This window comes from Paenibacillus sp. FSL E2-0190 (assembly GCF_037992965.1).
Taxonomy (GTDB): Bacteria; Bacillota; Bacilli; order Paenibacillales; family Paenibacillaceae; genus Paenibacillus_AQ; species Paenibacillus_AQ odorifer.
The window spans coordinates 531944-548839 of record NZ_CP150306.1; the positions used below are offsets into that span (position 1 = coordinate 531944).

A 16896-nucleotide genomic window follows, 5' to 3' on the forward strand; every position below is an offset into this window, starting at 1 on the left:
ATTACGCACTCGAAGAACCGCCTTTTTGACTTCAGAGCTGGAGATCAGCTTTTGCTAGTTGATAAACTGGAGAGATTTCAATGTCTTCTCCAGCATCGTAACCGCTTCGGCACGAGTTGCCAGCTTCTGTGGAGCAAAGGATCCATCTGTTGCTCCTTGGATAATTCCCTCAGCAGCGATTTCTGCTACTGCTGCTTGGGACCAAGCTGGAATGCTTGCTGCGTCACTGAATTTAGCCAGTGCTGCAGGGTCGGCATTTAAGGTTTTCCCTGTGTACTTAATAGCTTTCGCTAATACCGAGGCCATTTCCTGACGAGTGATTGGGCTACCCGGCTTAAAGCTACCATCGGTATAACCGGAAATCAATCCGGCTTCTGCTGCGGTGCGAATAGCATCAGCATACCAAGCACTTGGGTTTACATCTTTAAATGTGGTCTCACCATTAGCTATCGCAAGTCCCAGAGAACGCGTAATTATTGCCGCGAACTCAGCACGTGTGATCGACTGTGAAGGAGAGAACGTATCGTTGCTTGTTCCGCTGACGATTAGTTTGGTAGCTAAGAGATCAATGGATGATTTAGCCCAGTGTCCGTTAGTATCTGCGAACGTTTTGGAAGACTTAACAACGGTGTAGTAGCTGTTGCTGTTCCGTTTAATCGTAACGTCCGTTGTTCCATCTGCTTTAGGAACAAAGATAGCAGGCACGAAGGAGATCTTACCTGAAGCAGGATCGAAGACCACTGCCGTTGCGTTATTTGAATTTAAGACGGCAGGTACATTGATCGTGCGCTTCACGTAAGTGCTGCCGAAATTGTTCAACTGCACACTCTTAGTTCCGGCTTGTGCTGAAACGCTGAATTCGATTACTGGAGCAGCTAAAGTAGCATTACCTAGCTGTGAGGCTATAGCTTGGTTTGTGCTGCTTAGTGTTCCCGAATTCGCTACTAGAATGGATACCGTAATTGTAAAGTCGCTGGTGCCTAATTGAGCGGCAAGTGCTGCGCTGTTTACAACACGGAGTGGCAAGGAATAAGAAGCACCATCCGTAGTAAAGGTAAGAACTGTGTTAGGTTGTGCTGCTGCTTGTTTTACAAGCACACTGCCTGGAAGCACTACTTGAGCGCCGCCTGTAGTGGCTTTAACCGGAATAACCAGCTCTTGGCTACCCGTTGGCAGTTCAGCAAGTTGTTTGGTTAGATCAGCAGCATCAATTGTTGTTACTTGTGCTGAAGCAATTGGAGCCACAGTTGGAGCAACAGTTGGTGATGGTGTAGCTGTTGGTACTGTTGGAGCCGATGTTGGTACTGATGTTGGTACTGAAGTTGGTACTGAAGTTGGATCTGGTGTTGGTACTGGTGTTGGGTCTGGTGTCGGAGTTGGATTTGTCTCCGGCAGTGGTGCACCTTTTAGATCAACAATCCGGCCTTCAACGGCGGAAGTGTTCGCAGTGACCGTTCCAACCTTCTGCAGATACTTCGTAAATACATCAAAGTCCGGTAGGTACAGCAGATTCACGCGGCCTTCTTTATAGGCCTTTTCAAGTGAAGTATAGAAATCTCCACCCTTAGCTGTGAAAGCATTAGTAGCTACTTCATAAGATGCTTTTAGATCTAGAGGAACGTATTTATCCCCGTTTTTCACTTCAATACGCAATACACGTTCGTTCACAGGTTTCGTAGAGTCGTAATAGAATTTCAACCCTGCAACGTGTGGGAAACGTCCGTCTGCTGCCGGCGTTTTGGAAACCCCGTTCTCCATAGCATCCTTAATTTCTTGTCCAGTCAAAGTGATCGTAACCAGATCGTTGTTGAATGGAAGTACACCGAGTACTTCGCCTTGTGTGATCGGTCCTTCGTTGATGGATTCGCGAATACCGCCGCCGTTTTGCAAGGCGATTACGGCATTAGTGCCCGCTTTTTGAGCTGCATAAAGCATGCCATCGGCAATCAGGTTACCAAGATTAGTTTCCTTTGTGCGCACATTATCACGAACTCCGTTTAGAACAACCTCTGAATTTCCTACTACCTCATTGGTTAGTTCTTGAATACCCGGCTTATACTCGGTATCCAGGATCTTTTTAGCTTCAGGATCCTCTGCGATAACGTAGTTAGTACCGTTTTTAGCATCGATGGAGATTAATTGGTCTTTCCAATCGGTCAGTACGCCATCTTTGTTAAATTTAACTTCAAGTTGGCCAAGGAAAAGACCTTTTTCACCAGTTTGTACAATTAGCTTCGGTGCTTTTGGATCGGTGTTATCAACAACGGCTTGATTCAGTTGCGTGTGGCTGTGACCCCCAACGATAATATCAATGCCGTTAACGGCTTTGGCTAGCTTGAGATCTTCTTCATAGCCAAGGTGAGAGAGAACAATGATCTTGTTAACTTTCTCTTTTTCAAGCATAGCGACCGTTGCTTCCGCTTTAGCGAAGGCATTCTCAAAGGTCACTTTACCTGGTGAAGCAATGTTCGCCGTATCTTCTGTCGTCAGACCCATGATACCGACCTGTTGGCCGTCTACTTCTTTGATCAGCGCAGGGTAGATGGTTCCAGCATTACCTGACCGGCCGATTTCATTGGTGAACATTTTACTAAGAATATCATCCGCTGAGAAGTTCACATTGGAGGAGACAAATGGGAACTTTGCGTTGCCGATGAATTTGGACAGTACATCTGAATCTTTATCAAACTCATGATTACCGAAAGTCATAGCATCATATTTAACCAGATTCATAAAGGCCAGATCTGCTTGACCCAGATACTTATTGAAGTAAAGCGTTCCGGAGAACACATCACCTGCGTCTACAAGAATAGGATTCTCTGTAGTCGCCTTGGCATCTTTGATTGCTGTTACACGGCGCAAGATGTTGTTTGGTGAGCTGACAGTATCTAATCCTGCATGTGTATCATTGGTGTGCAGAATGGTTAGTGGGAAGTCTTCAGCAGTATTAAAATCAATCTGTGCCAAAACCGCATCATGATCGGATACCCGACCGTTCGATGGTGAGAAGTCGGCATTTAGATGAACGACATCTACTTTAGAAGAAGCCGTTAGATTTTTACTGACAAGAATATGATCTAGCACTTGAGAGTTTCCGTCATAGGTGTACGTATACTGCTCATTTAAAGGCAATGTATCGATCAAATTATCTAGTTCTGTACCTTTTAAGAGGGTTGCAGTTTTAGTAAATTGGAAATCATTCAAATCGCCAAGAGCTACGATGTTGGCTTTAGGATTTGCAGTCAGAACCTCTTTGACAAATCCGTTTACGACCGCCGCGATTTTATGGCGTTGTGTTTCACTGGACAATACAGGGGGCTGAACATTTCCGAAAGGACCGGTATCGCCGCCTTTTGAATTGAAATGGTTAGCGATCACAATTACTGTTTCGCCACCGAATACGAACTGTGCAGCAAGGGGTTTACGTGAACTTGCAAAGGCAGAGTTTGTTGGATCAATTCGTCCTGGATTGTAGGTCAATTGATCTGCCGCTGCGTTATATCCAACGGATTGTGTAGCTGTACCTTTTTGTCCGCTCACACTGTCTGCAAGCTGTACTCTTGCTGGATTGTACAGGAATCCTACGCGAATGTTTCCGCCTGGGGCACCGCCATCCATATTGTTCTCCGGAGCGATGTCTGTGTATTTATATACAGGACCGCCAGCGGTTTTAATGGCTTTAATCAGTTCGGCTGCACTTGCTTCAGTGATACCATTATTGGCTTCACCATTGCTGTCCTGCATTTCGACAACGCCGATAATGTCAGGTTTTTTCATATTGTTTGTGATGGAGTCGGCTAGTTTCTGGATTTTTGTTGCTCCGACACCCGGGTAGAAGTTTTCAATGTTGTACGATGCGATCAACAACTTACTATCATTGACTTCAAGATTAGTTGTTTCTTGCTTAAAGGTACTTGGAGTGATGGCTGGAAGCTTACCGTTTTCCGGAATCACTTTGAAGTTACCGTTGTTGTATCCGATGACGCCAGTTACATCTCCCGCGAACTTATCTCCGGTGATGACTTCTTGACCCGGATTTCCGTAAGCAATGATGAGGCGCTGAGGATTGTATTGGTTGTATTCTTTGAGAACTAATCCACCAGCTGGTGTGATGACATCAGGTGTTTCATTTTCTACTCTTGTAGGGATGTTATACAGCATGGAATTTCCGCTACCACTTGTCCAGTAAGGACTGATAATCGTAGGGGTAGGGAGCTTGACGAGCATACCTTCTAACGATTCGTAGAAATCAATTGCATCTTCATTAGGCTCAAAATTAGCCATGCCGTCATTGTCAATTATGGAAGACGGAATGGCTCTCCCGCCTTTACCAAGTACGACAGGCTCTGGCACAGTATAACTTGAAGAGGAGTCTACTTTTATTGAAGTCATAGTAATTTGAGTAGAGGTTAAATTACTTGCGTTACCTTCGTTGTATTCGGAAACAGCTCCACTAACTTGGACTAAATCTCCAATTTGAGGCTTAAGGGATGAATTAGTGCTGTATACAAAAATACCTTCCGAAGTGTTTACATTATCGTCTGGCTGAGGGTCTTGCATAAAGAAACCTCTATAAGCGCCAGTGGCGAAGGTGTACCCATATTGGGTAACGATGCCTTCTACATCGGAAACGTTCTGACCTGCATACTCAGAAGTATGAGATTCTCCTTGAATATCATGTATACGAGGGAGTTCAGATGCTTTATATGCAAAGGTATAAACCTTACTTGTCTTGCCATCTGCTACGACAATTGCATGGATGGTAAGATCTTGATTAACTGTAATCGGATCTGAATAAAGCTTACTTGCTGTTGTTGGTTCAGTTCCGTTGGTCGTGTAGTAAATCTGTGCTCCAAGAGTAGGGCTGGATAGGGTCACAGAACTTCCTTTGATGATGCGACCTGCGCCAGGGCTGGCCATAACGGAAAAAGTTTCTTCCACCAAAGCATTTTCATTAAGTGGAATGAATTGATAAGTCGTACTATATTGCTCGATAACCCCAGTGATATTGTCAAAGGTTTTACTCTTAACTAGTTTAGGCAGGGTTGAAAAAATTGTGAATTGTTGTCCACCTTGGCTAGCAGTCACCGTGCTGCCATTTACATTGTCTATGGTCACATTATTCATAGTTACCAGCTGAGCTTCGTGGCTTTCGCCGTTCGCGGCAGACAAGTCGGTTGCTGTAATCAATTTTGGTGCAGGCACCCCAACATTTTGTGCAGCTACATTGTATTGAAGTCCACTTTGGAATTTGATTTCTTGCAGGTTGCTGTAGATATCCATTGTGCCGCTTACTTCAACACGATCTCCAACGTTTGCGAACTCTGGGAAACCATAAAGTACGATCCCGCCGGATTCATCCTGAATATACATTTTTGCTGCATTAATGTGAGTTACGATACCTTCTGTTAAAATATTCTGACCTTTACTAGCAAGGCGTGCTGTTGCAACATCTGTTTTGGCCAGAATAGTGTAATCAAAAGTCGATATAGGGCTGTCTGGCATATTTGGTTCTGAAGCATACGCTTTAATCGTAGTGTCCTCAGTTAAGGTAATAGGCCCTGTGTAAGGTTGGAAATTAGTTGAACCACCTGATCCATAAACAGCTGCATAGACGGATGCTCCAACCGTTGGAGAATTCAAAGATATTTCTGTACCAGCCGGCCAGGCATTAGGGGCTGGTAAAGCTACTGCGGAACTAGCAGTTTCCGGTAATTCAGGTAACGTACCGTAGGTGCTGTTCCGTGGACTTGGTGCTTGGACAACAAAATCCGTAGAGTTGTTATCCGTATCTAGACCGCGGCTGTCTGCTGGTGCACCAGCCGCAGCTTTACGGATAGCGGCTGTCGTATTGGAGAGAGCAGCGGTCGCACTTCCCTCGACATTTGTAGCTGTTCCGTAGCCAACTAAATCAATTGTTGTACCTGATTTATCAACGAGGTCGACTTTGCCGTTTGTACCACTCATAGCAAGGATTCCCTTGCTAACATCAGGAGTAGGCAAGTCGGTAGTTCCTCCCGTTCCAGCGGCCTCCTCAATAAGGAAGTATCCATTTGCCGGGATGGTTCCATTTAAGTCTGTTCCGCTACTAAAGGTTCCGGCCGCTGAGGTATAGCGAACTTTCCATCCAGTCAAATCTACTGGATGATTTGTAGGATTGTATAATTCAATAAAATCATTTTTAAATTCCGCTCCGCCGTTTCCACCACCACCATAGACCTGCGAGATAACAATATTGCTATTATCCGGTGCTGCCTCGGCGGTCTGGACAGCTGGTAACACACTGCCGGCAACCATTAACATTGCCAGTCCAGTAGCGAACCATTTCCTTACTCTTGAAGAAATAATCATTTGGATAAGTCATTCTCCCCTCGAATCTTTTATTTACAACCTATTAAATCTTAGCATTCAAATGTAAAATGAAAGGTTGTCTTTCATGAATATAAATTAAAGTTTGCATCAATTAAATCTAAAAATTGAAATGTTGTGATTTTAGTATAAAAACAGTGCATAAATACAATATTAATTATAAATTTAGTATTTTTATGGTTAATAGATCACCGATATTTTAATTTTATGTTATATATATTGTTGAATTTATTATGGATTGCGACAAATTTATTCTAGAGTTTTGTTAATTTTTACATAGGGAAAACAATAGTGATTAGAATTATATAGAATGTATCGGAACAAAAATAATGCCCCTCCAACTTCTTATCGAGAAGTGGAAGGGCATTATTAATTTTAAATCTACTTGGACAACACATCACTGCTGGTGCGGAAGCTCAAGCCGTTCAATTCCATCCATATATTTACGCAGTGCCTGCGGAATGTAAATGGATCCATCCTCCAGTTGATGATTCTCCAGCAGCGGAATTAGGATCCTTGGTGTAGCCACTGCGGTGTTGTTTAGGGTGTGGCAGTATTGCAGCTTACCGTCGGCATCCCGGTAACGAATGCCCGAACGACGAGCTTGGAAATCGAGCAGGTTGGAAGCCGAGTGTGTCTCTCCGTATGCCTCTCTGCTTGGCATCCAAGTCTCGATGTCATACTGCTTATGTGTCTTCAGGGACATATCTCCTGTGCAGACAGACATGATCCGATAGGGAAGTTCCAAGAGCTGTAGAATATGCTCTGCATTCGCAAGAATCTCCTGCAGCATGCCCTCTGAGACGCCCTCATCATTCCGACATAAGATAACTTGTTCAATTTTTGAGAATTGATGAACACGGTACAGGCCACGCACGTCTCGTCCCGCCGATCCTACCTCACGGCGGAAGCAGGCCGACATTCCGGCGAGTCGCATTGGCGAATCCAGTTCGACAATCTCATCGCTATACAGCGAGACAAGCGACACCTCCGATGTGCCTACCAGCCAGCGATTGTCTCCGTTTAGCTCATAGGTCTGATCCATCCCGCCGGGGAAGAAGCCCGTACGTTCCAGCGCTTCCGGACGGACAATCACGGGAACATCCATCACCGTGAACCCGCGGGCAGTTAGTACATCAATGGCCAGCCGCTGTACAGCGAGATGTAACAACAACCCTGCACCCTTCAGCACATAGCTGCGTGGGCCGCCTGCTTTGACGCCACGGGGGATATCGATGATATTGTGGAGCTCGCCTAGCTCTACATGATCACGCGGTTTAAAGCCGAATTCCGGCAACGTTCCGGTTCGTCGCAGTTCTACATTATCTTTATCATCATGGCCAATCGGTGTATCCTGCGATACAGGGTTTGGTGCGAGCAGCATGAGTTCTCCACAGCGCCGGTCTGCCTCAGTTAGTTCTGCCTCATAGAGATTCAGGCGGTTGTTCAGTTCTCTTACTTGTTCTTTAACTGCTTCTCCTGCCACGCTGTCACCCTGTCGTAAAAGTCGTTCAACCTCTTTGGTCAGCCCGTTACGCTGGGCTCTCAACTGTTCCGTATCTTGGCGCAATTCGCGCCGTTTCTCATCCCATTCCAGCAGTTCATCCAGTGGGAAGTCGACTCTTTTCCAAGCCGTAATGTTTCTTACAAGTTCCTGATTGTCTTTGATCCAGTTCATATCCAGCATACCGTTTCGCTCCTTTTTGGTTAAAAAAACGCAAAAAACGCCCTCATCCATGGGACGAGGAGCGTCAGCTCGCGGTGCCACCCAGGTTGATCGAATCTCCTTAACTGCAGGAACAATCCGACCCTCTTTGGTCTTCGCGATAACGGGCGAAACCCGGTGAACTTAGGGAGTTGTTGTAGACTCCGGTCGCAGACGCCTCACGGTTGGATGCCGATCATTGGCCTGATTGTTGGATTTAATATTGTTGCTTAGTATAACGTAAGAGTAGGAGGAGCGCAAGTGGTTATGGTTTGACAAAAATATCAATTCTACGTTAGGATTAGTATTAATTTAAAGTAATTTTGTCGGGATAATAAATAAAGCAGTGTGAGCTGCTTTAGTGGGATGGAAGAGGTGGAAAAGTGGCTAAAATTGTTGTGATTAACGGAACGCCTTCCCTGGTATCGCGTATCAATGCAGCTATAGAATATGCGGAGGCCAGCTTAACCAATCAGGGCTTCGAGGTTGAGCGTATTAACGTAGCAGAACTACCAGCGGAGGATTTGATTCACACTAAGTTTGAAAGTGAGTCTATCGTCAAAGCCAATGGCCTTGTAGCGGAAGCTGATGCGGTAATTGTGGTTAGCCCGGTTTATAAAGCTTCTTATACAGGCGTGTTGAAGACCTTTTTAGATCTGGTTCCACAAAAGGGATTGGCCGGAAAAGTTGTACTCCCGCTGTTCATGGGCGGCAGTCTTGCACATCTGCTCACAATTGATTACGCATTGAAACCTGTGTTGTCTGTACTGGGCGCGCGTTACATTCTTGGCGGCGTCTATGCCGTGGATTCTCAAGTGGTTCGTAATGATCACGGAGTGGTAGAGCTTGCTGAGGAGCTGAAGCTGCGCCTGAACGATGCATTAGATGAGCTTGCAGAAGAAACTACACATCGTGTGGAACGCAAGGCATAAGACTAAGTAGCATGCCTTCTGTGCTTAGTGCTAATAACAAACGTATAAGCGTCTCTTTCATCCCTGATACCAGGGGAGAGGGCGCTTTTTGCATTATATAAGCTATAGCAAAAAGGCCATCTCACTAAGAAAGTAGAGAATGGCCTCTTTTTTATATAGGGATCGTTATATATCCGGTCTTACAAATCGTCGAATCCGTTATCGTCGCCAACCTTACCATAGTTGCGGGACTTAGCTTCGAAGAAGTCAGTTTTGGTAGCATTAAGCGCATCATCGGAGAAGGGTTTGATCCAAGGCATACAGTTAACGTCAACACCTTGATAAGCTTTTTCCATACCCATCAAAGTCAGACGCTTGTTCGCTGTATATTTGATGTAGTCGCTAAGCTCGTTAAGATCAATACCACGCACGTTAGTAAGTGTGTAATAAGCCCAGTTGGTTTCGAGCTCTACCGCGCGGTCGATGGTACGGTATACGTAATCCATGTTTTCTTTGGTGTTCAGCTCAGGGAAGTCTACAAGCAGCTGCTTAAATACTTCTGCGAAGAAGTAGCAGTGCTGATTCTCGTCACGTTGAATATAAGAGATCATTTGGCTAGTCGCCATCATCTTCTGGTCACGGGCCAGATTGTAGAAGAAGGCGAAAGTGCTGTAGAAGAAAATTCCTTCCAAGATGAGATCTGCTACCAGCGCATGGAAAAAGGTCTGTCTCGTAGGGTTATCACGGAACTCTTGATAAATATCAGAGATAAACTGATTACGTTCCAGCAGGACAGGGTCTTTTTTCCAATATTCAAAAATTTCCTTCTGCTCACTCTCCGACACGATAGAGGATAGAACATAGGAATAGGATTGGTTATGCACCACTTCTTGCTGCCCGATAATAGCGGAGATAGCTTCCAAAGAGGAATCGGTGAAATAACGCTTCACGTCGCTCACGAACATCGTCTGCATCGAATCCAGCACAGCGAGTAGGGAGATATTAATCTTAAATACGCGTTGTTCCTCGGCATCCAGCATCGGGAATTGTTGCGCATCCTTGGACATTGGAATTTCATCCGCGATCCAGTGATTAAGCAGCAGTACCTTATACAGCTTGTACATATGAGGCATGCGAATATCGTTCCAGTTCAGAATACCTGAGCATTCACCGTCGATAATGCGTGTGGATTGGTTAGGTGCTTCAGTATTAAAAATCTTTTGTAATTGCATTTCTTATCCCTCCATTTTTTGCGCGGGTAATCTTTCTTGGTGTCTTGTTCATAGAAAGAAGGTGATGGAGTAACGGAGAGGAAGTTTGGAGCTGTAGGAGCGTCAGCGTTCGCCCGAAAGCTTTCCGTAGGAAAGCTCGCATCGAAAGCATATGCTGTCATCGGATGTCATCCGCTAATAGCGGTAAAGATCTAGACCTCTGATGACAACAGCGGCCGGAAGCCCAAACATTCCTCGCAGTTACGAAATTCATCATCGTTTTTCTATTTAGGGCACTAAGATAATTAGCTAGCGCAAGATTCACACTCTTCTATAGTCAAAGCACGGCTACGCACATAATAAGTTGATTTCAAGCCGCCCTTCCAGGCATTCAGATGCAGTTCCAGGAACTCGGTAGCCTTGATGTCAGGACGGACATACAGGTTGAAGCTTTGGCCTTGATCGACGTGACGCTGGCGAGCAGAAGCCATACGGATCGACCAGTTTTGGTCAATCGTAAATGCTGTCTTATAGTACCAGATCGTTTTGTCGGACAGATCCGGTGCTGGGTTAGCAATCTTATAAGTTGTTTTTTCTTCATAGGAAAGCAGTTCATACAGTGGATCAATGCTGGCGGTGGAGCCGGCAATAATCGATGTAGATCCATTCGGCGCAATGGCGAACATCCAAGCGTTACGTACGCCGTCCTTAGCTACTTCTTCTTGCAGCTCGCGCCATTGCTCAGTCGTTACATATTTACCTTCTTGCTCACCGCTAACATAACCGCGGGAAGTGAAGTATGCGCCAGTCTCCCAATCGGATCCAGCAAATTTCGGATAACGGCCTTTTTCACGGGCAAGCTCCATGCTCGAACGAACCAACAGGTAGTTGATATGTTCATATAAATGATTGTTATATTCTACGGCTTCATCGGATTCCCAACGAATGCCCTTGAGTGCCAATAGGTGATGCAGGCCGAATGTGCCGAGACCTACTGCGCGGTACTGGCTGTTCGTGTATTGTGCCTGCAGAACTTCAATATTATTAATGTCGATTACGTTATCAAGCATACGAACTTGGATCGGAACAAGTCTTTCTAATACGCCAGCTGGAATCGCCCGTGCTAAGTGAATCGAATTCAGATTGCAGACTACGAAGTCGCCAGGGATTTTGGAAATAACGATCCGGGTCTGGCCATCTTTAGTTACTAATTCTTCTTGCTCAATAACTGTTGCAGACTGATTCTGCATAATTTCTGTACACAGGTTGGAGGAGAAAACCATACCTTGATGACGGTTTGGGTTGGTCCGGTTCACGGTATCGCGGTAGAACATGTACGGTGTACCCGTCTCTAGCTGTGATTTCATAATCCGTTTCATGATGTCGATCGCAGGAACAGTGATCCGGGATAATTCCAGGTTCGCTGTAGCCTCAGCATATTTTTCACGGAAAGTACCTTTGCCAAGCTCTTCATCGTAGAAATCTTCCAATCCTAGTGGACGGCCATTTTTATCTGTCCAGCCCATGACCTTTTTCACCTCATGAGGGCAGAAGAGGTTCCAATGGCTGCGCGATTCTACAGCTTCCATGAACAGGTCAGGCAGGGAGACGCCATGGAACACGTCATGTGCACGCATGCGCTCGTCACCGTTGTTCAGCTTAAGATCGAGGAAAGCGAGAATATCTTTATGGAATACATCAAGATAAACAGCTACAGCACCTTTACGTGTGCCCAACTGGTCTACACTGACTGCTGTATTGTTCAACTGGCGAATCCAAGGGATTACGCCGGAGCTTGTGTTCTTGTGGCCACGGATATCCGAACCACGTGCTCGTACTTTTCCAAGGTAAACGCCGATGCCGCCACCCATTTTGCTTAGACGTGCTACGTCTGTATTGGAGTCAAAGATACCCTCTAGGGAATCGTCTACAGTATCAATAAAGCAGCTGGATAGCTGTCCAGCGACCTTTTTGCCGGCATTGGACATTGTAGGTGTAGCAGCAGTCATATAGATGTTGCTCATAGCCCAATAAGCTTCTTTTACAAGCTCAAGACGTTTCTCAGCTGGCTCACGGTGCATCAGGTACATAGCAATAATCATATAACGTTCTTGTGGAAGCTCCATTACACGGCCGTCAAAATCATGCGCCAAATAACGGTCGGATAGCGTAAGCAGACCGATATAGTCAAACAAAAGGTCGCGTGTATAATCGATACACCCGCCTAGTTCGATAATTTGTTCTTTGGTGTAATGACTTAGAAGTTCTTCGCGATAGATTCCTTTTTTCACGAGATCCGTAATTAGTGGATACAATTCACCGTAAGGCTCTTCTGGATAAGCTTTGTAGCGGCGATGGACGGCAGCTTTTTTATAAAGGGTAGTCAGAAGGGCGCGGGCAGCTGCGAACTTCCAGTTAGGCTCTTCTTTTGTTACAAGCTCTAGAGCGCTCATGGTGAAGGCGTTGCTGATTTCTTCTCCGCTTACCGAGTCACGACGCAGTTTGGAATTCACTCCACGCAGCAAAGTTTCTTTATTTAGTTGATCGAGACCTTCCAGAATACGGTCAGCGTAGACGGAAAGACGGTTCTCATCAAAAGCCAGTTGGCGATTATCCGGTTTTACTACGAATTGCGGCATGGTTAGTTCATCCCTTCTTATTTCAAATTAATTTTCAATATCAAAAATTGATATATTATAGCGCAGCAGGCTGCCACAGAAAGACCTCCGAGCCGTTCATGCTGGCCGGAATGTCGATAATGCGTTGGTTGGAGCTTCCCCGGTAGAGAAGCGTAGTATCTTTCAGTTCTTCTACAAATCTTCCATCTATTAACACCTGACACTGTTTAAGTAGATTCCACTCCGGCGTACCGGGAAGGGCTGTAAGTTCTTCGTACGTATAACCACTGTAAATCCAGATTGAGAACCCTGGCAGTACAGTGCGAAGCTCATGAATGAACCCCAGCAACTCTTCTGCTGAGAAAAAAGGATCGCCGCCTGCCAGTGTCAGACCATCCAGCAAAGGGTTAGCGGCGATTTCTGCAATGATTTCATGTTGTCGTTCTAAGGTGAAGACTTCTCCATATTTAAAGTTCCATGTCTCGGGATTAAAACATCCCGGGCAACGATGGCGGCAGCCGCTGAGAAAGAGGACGGCCCGCATGCCCTCTCCCTCGTTAATCGACTCCGGATAGTAACCGCAAATATTCATAGATGCTTAACGCGATCCCGAACTTCAGCTTGTTTGGCGGCATTAAAGCGGGTCTGATAGTCGCCGGTTAAATAACCTGTAACTCTGCGCAAACGGCGGATGTGCACGTCATTCTCATTTGCGTTGCAGGAAGGACAGTTTGTCCCAATTACGCCTTCGTATCCACAGCTGGAGCAGCGGTCAATCGGATGGTTAATGCTGAAATAACTGACCTGTTGTTCGAGCGCATATTTAATGATTTTGATAAAAGCCGATGGGTTGTTGCGGGCATTGCCGTTTAATTCGACATAAGAAATAGCCCCGGCATTGCAGTATTCATGGAAAGGAGCTTCCAAGCTGATCTTCTGAGCAGCACCCAGATCGAAGTATACAGGGATGTGAAAAGAGTTCGTATAATATTCACGGTCGGTTACGCCCGGAATGGAACCCAGTACCTTGCGGTCAACTTTGGTGAATTTACCGGACAAACCTTCTGCTGGAGTTGCGAACAGGGTGATGTTAAGATCCAGTTCCTCACTTTTCCGATCGCAATAGTCCCGCATATGACGCACGATAGCCAGCGCCTTGGCATGAACTTCCATATCCTCGCCATGGTGTTTGCCGTACATAGCTTTCATACATTCCGCCATACCGATGAAGCCAAGAGACAGACTGCCATGCTTCAGCAGATCGCCTACAGTGTCATCGGGTGCAAGATGTTCGCCGCCTTCCCAAACGCCTTCTCGCATCATGAAATCGGAAGCTTTAGCTTTTTGTGCGGTTTGGATGTGGAAGCGATGGAGAAGTCCTTCCAGCGCAATATCCATATAATGATTTAGATCTTCATAGAAGCCAGCTTCATCTGCGACGGTACGTCTGCCTGTTACTGTGCCGTGTGCCAGACCTAGCCGAACCAGATTTAGTGTATTAAAGGAAAGGTTGCCCTTCCCAGAGCAATGATTACGCCCAAAACGGTCACCGAGCACTCGGGTTCGGCAGCCCATTGTAGCGAACTCCGTATCAGGATCACTTGAATCATAATACTGCAAGTTGAGCGGAGCGTCCAGATTAGCGAAGTTTGGATATAGTCTGCGCGCAGAACATTCAGCTGCTTTTAGGAACAGTTCATAGTTAGGATCGCCTTGCTGTTGATTGATTCCTTGCTTGCATTTGAAGATTTGAATCGGGAACACTGGTGTTTCTCCGCTGCCAAGTCCGTTCATAGTTGCGGTTAGCAGAGAACTGATCACAAGCTGACCTTCTGGTGAAGTACAAGTACCGTAGTTGATGCTGGTAAACGGTATTTGTCCACCGGATCGGCTGGACATGGTATTCAGATTATGTACCATACTTTCAGCCGCTTGCAGGGTTTCGATTTCGGTTTCCTTTAGTGCAAAACGGAACGCTCTTGGATATGACTCCGCCAGATCGGTCCGGCTCATCGTAATCTCGCCCAAAGATTCGTCAGCTTGTCCTTCTTCAAAATAATCCAGACCCTTGCGGAACAGCTTGGCGAAGGATTTGGTTACATAAGGTGCCAGATCGTAATCGAGTTTATTGGCGGATACACCACCATATTGAGCATTTTGCTGGGATTGGAAAATAATCGCTACCAGAGACATAGCTGTCATTATTGAGTTCGGAGGACGAACGCTGCCGTTGCCGGTATTGAAACCTTCACGGAGAAGTTTATCAAACGGGATAAAAATACAGTTCGTCGTTCCAATCGCGTATTGATCCAGATCATGCACATAGACGACATTGTCATCAATAGCCTGCACTAGCTGTGGCGGCATCGTAAAATTGCGGGCGTACCATTTTGAATATTCACTGCCGAACTTGCTCATTTTACCGGAGAAACTCTCTCCATTCAAATTGGCATTCTCGCGCAATAGGTCCATATCCCGACTGTCGATAATATCCCGGCCTAAATCAATGAGCTCTTCTAAAAGAACTTCCCGTGCATTTTCTACTCCATTAAATTGTCTCTCCAACAACGTCATTGTACAGCTCTCCTCTCAGTATAAAAGAAAAACATCTATCATCAAATCCATATATCCATAAGAAGTTGGACTGCTATAAGCAGTCGTATATTTGTTCAGATTACATAAAAAAAGCATCCCCTACCCGAGGATGGCAGAAAATGCCCGATGCGTTATGTAAATATCCACACGGATATTTGCAGAGGTCTCTACGTAGATGACCGCATGCGGACACCATCCCTGTTCCTCGCAGGCATCAATAGTTGGTGTCGTCGAAACAGGTAGGTCTCCTGGCTTCCGTGGGATCTCTCGGCGCCTTCCCAAGGGTGTTCCTAACCCTCAGTGGCATTTGCCGGGAGATGTGGATTCTCAAGCTTCCCAGAAGCTTAAGAAGGCCATCCGGTTACAGTGGCGGGACCGCAGCGGATTCTCACCGCGCTTCCCTATTAAGCTCTAAATCCGGTTAAGGATCAAAGCGCCTGTCTCCACTATATTTTGTTGTCGTTAGATAAAAATAACCCAAGATGTTGTGTTTGTAAACAGTTTTTTAGAAAACCCGCGCGGGGAGCGGGTTCTTTAAAAGTACTCCACAAATGATCCACAGGCTGTCCATAAGTAATCCACAATTGATCCACAGGGAGATGCGAAATGATTCATAAATTGTCCGAAAAGATGCCACAAAGAGTCCATAAATATAGTGCAGATGACCCTAGAATTTGCTCATGAGAAAATACCCTTAGCCCAAAGTCATATTTTGGAGTAATCAGAAGAAATAGAAGAGATAAGGGAGGATAATCTTGCTTAGTTTGTGACAGAGCGGTGGAATTGTTACAATGGAAGGAGACAGCTACTATAAAATTTCGAGGAGGTATTCTCATGCCTATTGCTGAAGTTACAGTTATTCCAATTGGAACAGGCAGTACCAGTCTTAGCAGCTATGTTGCGGATATGCAGCGGGTGCTGAAGACAGTAGAAGGGATTACTTATGAACTTACGTCCATGGGGACGATCATCGAAGGGCCTCTGCAACGCATTTTTGCCGCGGTAGAAGCTTTGCATGAGTCTCCTTTTTCCGCAGGTGCAGAACGTGTCTCTACCTCACTTAAAATAGACGACCGCCGCGATAAACCCTCTACTAGCCGTGGAAAGTTAGAGTCTGTGGAGCGTAAGCTACAGGTGGATTAGCAGTTTAGAAGGGCGGAAAACAGGGAGAATAGGCTTGCGTTTCTGGCTGAAAGTTGTATAATATTTTTTGTTTGGCAGAAAAACAGCGTTAAGCTGGTGTAGCTCAGGGGTAGAGCAACGCACTCGTAATGCGTAGGCCGGGGGTTCAATTCCCTTCACCAGCATCCTTACAAAGTCGATAGTGGCGCGTGTTCCCGGGTTTTTGGAACTGCGCCTTTTTTTGTACAAGCATCAACTTCTAACATTCTTCTAACCTTTAGTCGAGTAAAGTGGGTGTCTCGTCAATTTTCTCCACTTCTTTTCGGGTTCCTAGAATAGAATCTCCGATACATCGGGGCACAGCT

8 protein-coding genes, 1 tRNA gene and 1 riboswitch are annotated in these 16896 nt (G+C 45.7%); of the genes, 3 read left to right on the forward strand and 6 right to left on the reverse strand.

What is annotated here, in order from left to right; genetic code table 11:
• Positions 1-54 precede the first annotated feature (54 nt).
• Together NST25_RS02350 and serS are read right to left on the reverse strand one after the other, a co-directional pair.
• Positions 55-6351, reverse strand: a complete 6297-nt coding sequence (locus NST25_RS02350) for a 5'-nucleotidase C-terminal domain-containing protein (protein ID WP_340393260.1) — start codon at positions 6349-6351, stop codon at positions 55-57.
• A 415-nt stretch (positions 6352-6766) separates the two neighbouring features.
• Positions 6767-8056: a serine--tRNA ligase gene (gene serS, locus NST25_RS02355; protein ID WP_076124541.1), complete on the reverse strand. Its 1290-nt coding sequence runs from the start codon at positions 8054-8056 to the stop codon at positions 6767-6769.
• Between the two features lie 401 nt (positions 8057-8457).
• Between serS and ssuE the strand changes: the two genes are divergently transcribed.
• Positions 8458-9006: an NADPH-dependent FMN reductase gene (ssuE, locus tag NST25_RS02360; RefSeq protein WP_036682586.1), complete on the forward strand. Its 549-nt coding sequence runs from the start codon at positions 8458-8460 to the stop codon at positions 9004-9006.
• Between the two features lie 179 nt (positions 9007-9185).
• On the opposite strand, the gene NST25_RS02365 is transcribed toward ssuE, so the two are convergent.
• From NST25_RS02365 to NST25_RS02380, 4 genes are all read right to left on the reverse strand, one after another.
• Positions 9186-10217: a ribonucleotide-diphosphate reductase subunit beta gene (locus NST25_RS02365; protein WP_036682584.1), complete on the reverse strand. Its 1032-nt coding sequence runs from the start codon at positions 10215-10217 to the stop codon at positions 9186-9188.
• Between the two features lie 284 nt (positions 10218-10501).
• Entirely contained in the window at positions 10502-12835 is a 2334-nt protein-coding gene (locus tag NST25_RS02370; protein ID WP_076142084.1) for a ribonucleoside-diphosphate reductase subunit alpha, read from the reverse strand.
• Between the two features lie 55 nt (positions 12836-12890).
• Positions 12891-13406 carry an anaerobic ribonucleoside-triphosphate reductase activating protein gene (gene nrdG, locus NST25_RS02375; protein WP_076124537.1) on the reverse strand — a complete coding sequence of 172 codons (516 nt, stop codon included), beginning with the start codon at positions 13404-13406 and terminating at the stop codon, positions 12891-12893.
• Complete coding sequence (locus tag NST25_RS02380) at positions 13403-15388, reverse strand: anaerobic ribonucleoside triphosphate reductase (protein ID WP_076124534.1); 1986 nt, start codon at positions 15386-15388, stop codon at positions 13403-13405. The genes nrdG and NST25_RS02380 overlap by 4 nt, the downstream gene beginning before the upstream one ends.
• 241 nt (positions 15389-15629) lie before the next feature.
• Positions 15630-15865, reverse strand: a riboswitch (cobalamin riboswitch).
• 378 nt (positions 15866-16243) lie between these two features.
• Between NST25_RS02380 and NST25_RS02385 the strand changes: the two genes are divergently transcribed.
• Together NST25_RS02385 and NST25_RS02390 are read left to right on the forward strand one after the other, a co-directional pair.
• Positions 16244-16552 (forward strand): MTH1187 family thiamine-binding protein, encoded by a 309-nt coding sequence (locus NST25_RS02385; protein ID WP_076124533.1) that lies wholly within the window; start codon positions 16244-16246, stop codon positions 16550-16552.
• A 92-nt stretch (positions 16553-16644) separates the two neighbouring features.
• A tRNA-Thr gene (locus NST25_RS02390) sits at positions 16645-16716 on the forward strand.
• Positions 16717-16896: the final 180 nt, after the last annotated feature.

Excerpts from the sequence above, each read along its gene's own strand:
- NST25_RS02350 (WP_340393260.1), bottom strand. The coding sequence starts at position 6,351 with ATGATTATTTCTTCAAGAGTAAGGAAATGGTTCGCTACTGGACTGGCA.
- serS (WP_076124541.1), bottom strand. The coding sequence starts at position 8,056 with ATGCTGGATATGAACTGGATCAAAGACAATCAGGAACTTGTAAGAAAC.
- NST25_RS02365 (WP_036682584.1), bottom strand. The coding sequence starts at position 10,217 with ATGCAATTACAAAAGATTTTTAATACTGAAGCACCTAACCAATCCACA.
- NST25_RS02370 (WP_076142084.1), bottom strand. The coding sequence starts at position 12,835 with ATGCCGCAATTCGTAGTAAAACCGGATAATCGCCAACTGGCTTTTGAT.
- nrdG (WP_076124537.1), bottom strand. The coding sequence starts at position 13,406 with ATGAATATTTGCGGTTACTATCCGGAGTCGATTAACGAGGGAGAGGGC.
- NST25_RS02380 (WP_076124534.1), bottom strand. The coding sequence starts at position 15,388 with ATGACGTTGTTGGAGAGACAATTTAATGGAGTAGAAAATGCACGGGAA.
- NST25_RS02385 (WP_076124533.1), top strand. The coding sequence starts at position 16,244 with ATGCCTATTGCTGAAGTTACAGTTATTCCAATTGGAACAGGCAGTACC.